We start from the raw sequence: 5098 nt of genomic DNA on the forward strand, positions 1-5098 counted from the left end.
GAGCCGCCGCCGCCGCCGCCGTTGGCGCCGGGATCGTTGCCGCCCTTGCCGCCGCTGCCGCCGGGCCGGAAGCCCGTGCCCGGATGCGTGCCGTGGGCGGCGCCGCCGACGGTGATCGTCAATTGCTCGCCGGGCACGACTGGCACGACGGCGGTGATGCGGCTGCCATGGCCCGGGCCGCCCGAATTGCCCGATCCGTAGCCGCCGTAGCCGCCGGCGATGCTGACCACGAGCTGCTGCGTGCCGGCGGGCACGGTGGTCACGTAAGGCGCGTCGCGATAGGCGAACTGCTGCGGATAGTCGTTCGGCGCCGCCTCGGCGGCGGACGACACGGACGAAGGAGGCGATGCCTCGGCGACGCTGCTGCCGAGGGGAGTATCGGTGGGATTCATGCTGCGCTCCGCGAAGTCAGGGGAAGGGGGCGCCGCCCATCGACGACGGGCTGCGCAGGACGCCGCCGGCCGCTGCCAGTCGTGACTGGCCGCGCCGCGCGTCCGATTCCTGAAAGCGCCGCAGATGGACAAATTCCCTCATTCCCAAACGCCGCATTCGCAGCACGGTGTACGGGTGGTCGCGGGATGCGTGGTCGGGGCGAGTCGTCGAGAACGGCGCTGTCGCGCTTGTCTGCGCTTCGTGCGCCGCCGGCCGTTGCGTGCCGGCGGCGTTGCCGACGAGCGCGTTGCCGCCGTTCGCGGAAGCGGATCCGCGCGGCAGCACGCTCGATGTCGAATCACGGAACGGTCCGGCGACAGGATGCGCAGGCGCGCTGCCGGACCGTTCCGATCACTACCTGTCAGCGGTCAGCCCGGCCGCGCGGGGCGCGGACGGTGCCGCGGCTGCGTTCTTGCCGATGCCTCATTCCTCTTCGTCGCCGCCGCTCGCGCGATCGCCGCCGCTGCGGGCTTCGCCGCCCTTGCGGCCGGCGTCGCGCGCTTCGCCGGACGTGAACTCGTGCGCGTTGCCGCTTTCGTGCGCGGCGCGGCCGCCCTGGCTCGCGATCTCGCGCTGCTTGTCCTCGTCCATGCCGGCGAAGCCGCGGCCGTCGCCCTGACGGCTGCTCTGATCGGCGCGGCTCTGGCTGCTGCCGTCGTTCTGACCGCGGCCGCCGCCGTCGCCCTGGCCGCGACCGCTCGCCTGGTTCTGGTTGTCCTGGTTGCTCCGATCCGGATTGTTCTGGTTGTTCGCCACGCTCTCTCTCCACGGTACTGCGCACAGTGCGCCGGCACGATGTGGCAAGTGATGTGCCATCGCGAAGCGGCCCGCGGGCCTGCCAGCAAAGCGCGGAAATTCGCGCCGTGCGCGAGAAATTCTGGAAAAAAATACAGAAAAAAATTCGCCGGCAACCGTGCGGCCGGCGGCGCGTGTGCCGGCCGATAGCGTCGCGTGTGACTGCCGGTGTGCGGCGGGCCGCGTGTCCGTGCCGCGGCTGCCGGGACTGTCGGGCCGCATGCCGTCGCGACGAACGGCGTTCTGCAACGCCCCGGCGCCCGCGACATGCAGTTTGCTCAGCGCGGCCGGCCGGCGTGCCGCATTCGCGGCCTCCGTTGCCGCGCAGACGGCGCAATGACAGCACGGCGAGCGCGATGAGCGGACTGGCACGGCAATTGCGGAACGCAGGCTCCTTACCAGTCACCGGTCTCGTCGTCACGGTTGGCGGCGCGCCGCTCGGGAGCACGCTCATGGCTTCGATGGACCTCAACGACAAGGCCGCCGTCGCCGCGGCCGCGGCCGCGCGCAATACCGATAGCGGGCCGGGCAATCCGAGCGAGAGCGGCGGGGGCGATCCGCTGGCCGAGCGCGCGATCGCGGTCAACACGACGGCCGCGGCGTTTCCGTCCAACCGCATCAAGGCGGCCGAGTTCGGTCGCGATCGCGTGCTCGATCCGCGCGAAGGACCGCACATCGGGCCGCGTGCGGACGCCGGCGCCAGCACGCTCAGCGAGGGCAACGGATCGGCGAAGACCGGCGAGGCCGCCGAACCCGGCGTCAACGCGACGATCGCGCCGCTGCAGTCCGTGCGCGCCGACGGCGGCGGCCGGCGGCTGACGACGAACCAGGGCGTTCCGGTCGCCGAGAACCAGAACTCGCTGAAGGCGGGCCTGCGCGGACCGGCGCTGCTGAAGGACTTCATCCTGCGCGAGAAAATCACGCATTTCGATCACGAGCGCATTCCCGAGCGCATCGTGCACGCGCGCGGCTCCGGCGCGCACGGCTATTTCGAGAACTACGCGTCGCTGGCCGAGCTCACGCGCGCCGCGCCGTTCGCCGAAGCCGGCAAGCGCACGCCGGTGTTCGTGCGCTTCTCCACGGTCGCCGGCGAACGCGGCTCCAAGGACACGGCGCGCGACGTGCGCGGCTTCGCGGTCAAGTTCTACACCGACGAGGGCAACTGGGACCTCGTCGGCAACAACATGCCGGTGTTCTTCATCCAGGACGCGATGAAGTTCCCGGATCTCGTGCATGCGCTGAAGCCCGAGCCGCACCACGCGATGCCGCAGGCGGCCTCGGCGCACGACACGTTCTGGGATTTCGTGTCGCTGATGCCCGAGTCCGCGCACATGCTGCTGTGGCTGATGTCCGACCGGGCGATCCCGCGCAGCTACCGCATGATGCAGGGCTTCGGCGTGCACACGTTCCGCTTCGTCAACGCCGCGGGCGCGTCGACGTTCGTGAAATTCCACTGGACGCCGCTGCAGGGCACGCATGCGCTGGTCTGGGACGAGGCGGTCAAGATCGCCGGCGCGGACCCGGACTACCATCGCCGCGACCTCTGGGAAGCGATCGAAGCCGGCGACTACCCGCAGTGGGAGCTCGGCGTGCAGCTGATTTCGGAGGAGGCCGCGCAGGCGTACTCGTTCGACGTGCTCGATGCGACCAAGATCGTGCCCGAGGAGCTCGTGCCGGTCACGCCGGTCGGCCGTCTCGTGCTCGACCGCAATCCCGACAATTTCTTCGCCGAGACCGAGCAGGTCGCATTCTGCACCGCGCACGTCGTGCCGGGCATCGATTTCACGAACGACCCGCTGCTGGCCGGACGCATCCATTCCTACGTCGACACGCAGCTGCTGCGGCTCGGCGGACCGAACTTCCACGAGATCCCGATCAACGCGCCGGTCGCGCCGGTGCACAACAACCAGCGCGACGGCCTGCACCGGCGCGCGATCCATCGCGGCCGTGTGTCCTACGAGCCGAACTCGCTCGGCGGCGGCTGTCCGTTCCAGGCGGGCCGCGCAGGCTTCGTGTCGTTTCCCGAGCCGGTGCAGCAGGACGAAGTCCGCGGCAAGCCGGAGAAGTTCGCCGAGCATTACCGGCAGGCGACGCTGTTCTATCGGAGCCAGTCGCCGGTCGAGCAGGCGCACATCGCCGCCGCGTTCCGCTTCGAGCTCAGCAAGGTCACGGTGCCGGCGGTCCGCGAGCGCATGATCGCGATGCTGCGCAACGTGGACGACGATCTGGCGCGCCGCGTCGCCGGCGGCCTCGGCATGGCGCTGCCCGAGCCGATGCCGCCGGTGACGCCGCCGCCGGCCGGCGAGCCCGAGGTCACGCGGTCGCCGGCGCTGTCGTTGCTCGCGCGGCCCGGCGAAACCGGCGTGCGCACGCGCAAGGTCGCCATCCTCGTCGCCGACGGCGTCAACGGCGCGATCGTGACGACGTTGCAGCGCGTGCTGTTCGAGGCCGGCGCGGTCCCGCGTCTGGTCGGCCCGCGGATCGGCGTCGTCGGCAGCACCGGCACCGGCGTCATCGACGCGGACGCTTCGCTCGAGAACGAGCCGAGCTGCCTGTTCGACGGCGTGATCGTGCCGGACGGCGACATGCCGGCGCTCGAGCGCGACGGCCGCGCGGCGGAATTCCTCAAGGACCAGTACCGCCACTGCAAGACGCTGCTCGCGATCGGCAGCGGCGCCGCGCTGCTCGTGAGGGCCGGCATTCCGGCCGACGAGGCCGATACGGGCCTGCTGATCGCGCCGACCTGGGCCGACGGATTGCCGCAGCGCTTCGTCGCGGCGCTCGCGCTGCATCGGCATTTCGATCGCGAGCGCGACCCGCCGCTGGTCTGAGGCGCCGCGATGAGTCGATCTTTCGCCGCAGCGTCCGGGGGTGCTCCGATGCTTTCCATACTCGTCGTCGACGACCATCTCGCATTCGCCGAAACCCTGGCCGCCCTGGTGCGGCTGGCCGGCTGCGCGGCCACCGTCGTGGAGCCGCGCGGCGTCTCGGCGACAGTCGCGCAGATCGTCGACGCGCGTCCCGATCTCGTGTTCCTCGACGTCTCGCTCGTGCGCTTCGACGGCTGCGACGTCGCGGAAGCGCTGCGGCAGCGTTCGTCCGCCGCGCACCTCGTCGCGATCACCGGCGACTGGCGGCCCGAAACCGTCGAGCGCTGCCTGCGGTGCGGCTTCGACGAGGTCTGGCACAAGCCCATCGACCCGGCGAAGCTCGAAAGCTGTCTCGACGCGCTCGGCGACGCGAAGAGCGCGACGCGGCATTGACCGGCATCAGCGTATCGGCGGCGATGCGCACCGGCCCGCGAGCTCGGCCGCGTCGCGCGCGACGTTGCCGGCGCTCTCGCCGTGGCGGATCACCCGGAGCTCAAGAGGCCACTGCAGTTCCGCCACGGACATCCTTGCGGAGGTTGGTCGCGGACGGCGCATCGCCGGCGCCGACCGGGCGGACGGCCTCGCGAGCGACGAGCTCGAGCACGTCCGGATTCACGATCAGCCCGAGATGAGTCGCGTCCACTTCGACCGCGCGGCAGACGCCGGGCGCCTGCGCCGACGCCTGCCACGCGACGACGCCGTCGCTGCGGCTGAAGATCGACGTGACCGGCGCCTGCCGGCCGTCGCGCAGCAGCGCCTTGACGGTGCGGCTCCGCGGCGAAAGACCGCCGAGCCAGGCATAGAGGTGCCACAGGTGGCTCGCGCCGGGATCGGCGGTCAGCGGCGAGCCCAGCGCGATGACGCGTTCGACGTGCGCCGGCAGCCGGCCGGCGACGGTGCGCGCCATGAGGCCGCCGAGCGACCAGCCGACGATGCGTACGCGCCGCCGCGTGCGGCGGGCGATCGCACGCACGCGCGCGGACAGGCGCCGCATCACGTCC

The 5098-nt window shown here is 71.5% G+C and carries 4 protein-coding genes and 2 pseudogenes; 2 read left to right on the forward strand and 4 right to left on the reverse strand.

Annotated elements, in window-relative coordinates:
- From NON22_RS20015 to NON22_RS20025, 3 genes and pseudogenes are all read right to left on the reverse strand, one after another.
- Positions 1–392: pseudogene (locus NON22_RS20015) on the reverse strand (hypothetical protein); the annotation flags it as partial.
- Between the two features lie 16 nt (positions 393–408).
- Positions 409–717: a hypothetical protein gene (locus NON22_RS20020; RefSeq protein ID WP_257388744.1), complete on the reverse strand. Its 309-nt coding sequence runs from the start codon at positions 715–717 to the stop codon at positions 409–411.
- A 138-nt stretch (positions 718–855) separates the two neighbouring features.
- Positions 856–1038, reverse strand: a pseudogene (locus tag NON22_RS20025) (KGG domain-containing protein); the annotation flags it as partial.
- Positions 1039–1679: 641 nt separating this feature from the next.
- On the opposite strand from NON22_RS20025, the gene NON22_RS20030 reads away from it, so the two are divergent.
- Entirely contained in the window at positions 1680–4058 is a 2379-nt protein-coding gene (locus NON22_RS20030; protein WP_306673923.1) for a catalase, read from the forward strand.
- A gap of 48 nt (positions 4059–4106) precedes the next feature.
- A complete protein-coding gene (locus NON22_RS20035; protein ID WP_257388745.1) occupies positions 4107–4490 on the forward strand; it encodes a response regulator in 384 nt (127 codons plus the stop codon).
- Positions 4491–4590: 100 nt separating this feature from the next.
- On the opposite strand, the gene NON22_RS20040 is transcribed toward NON22_RS20035, so the two are convergent.
- Positions 4591–5098, reverse strand: a 508-nt coding sequence (locus tag NON22_RS20040; protein WP_257388746.1) for an alpha/beta fold hydrolase, incomplete at its 5' end; no start/stop codon positions are given.

Source organism: Tahibacter caeni (genome assembly GCF_024609805.1).
Taxonomy (GTDB): domain Bacteria; phylum Pseudomonadota; class Gammaproteobacteria; order Xanthomonadales; family Rhodanobacteraceae; genus Tahibacter; species Tahibacter caeni.

Coding starts and splice junctions, on each gene's coding strand:
- NON22_RS20030 (WP_306673923.1), top strand. CDS start 1,680: ATGGCTTCGATGGACCTCAACGACAAGGCCGCCGTCGCCGCGGCCGCG.
- NON22_RS20035 (WP_257388745.1), top strand. CDS start 4,107: ATGCTTTCCATACTCGTCGTCGACGACCATCTCGCATTCGCCGAAACC.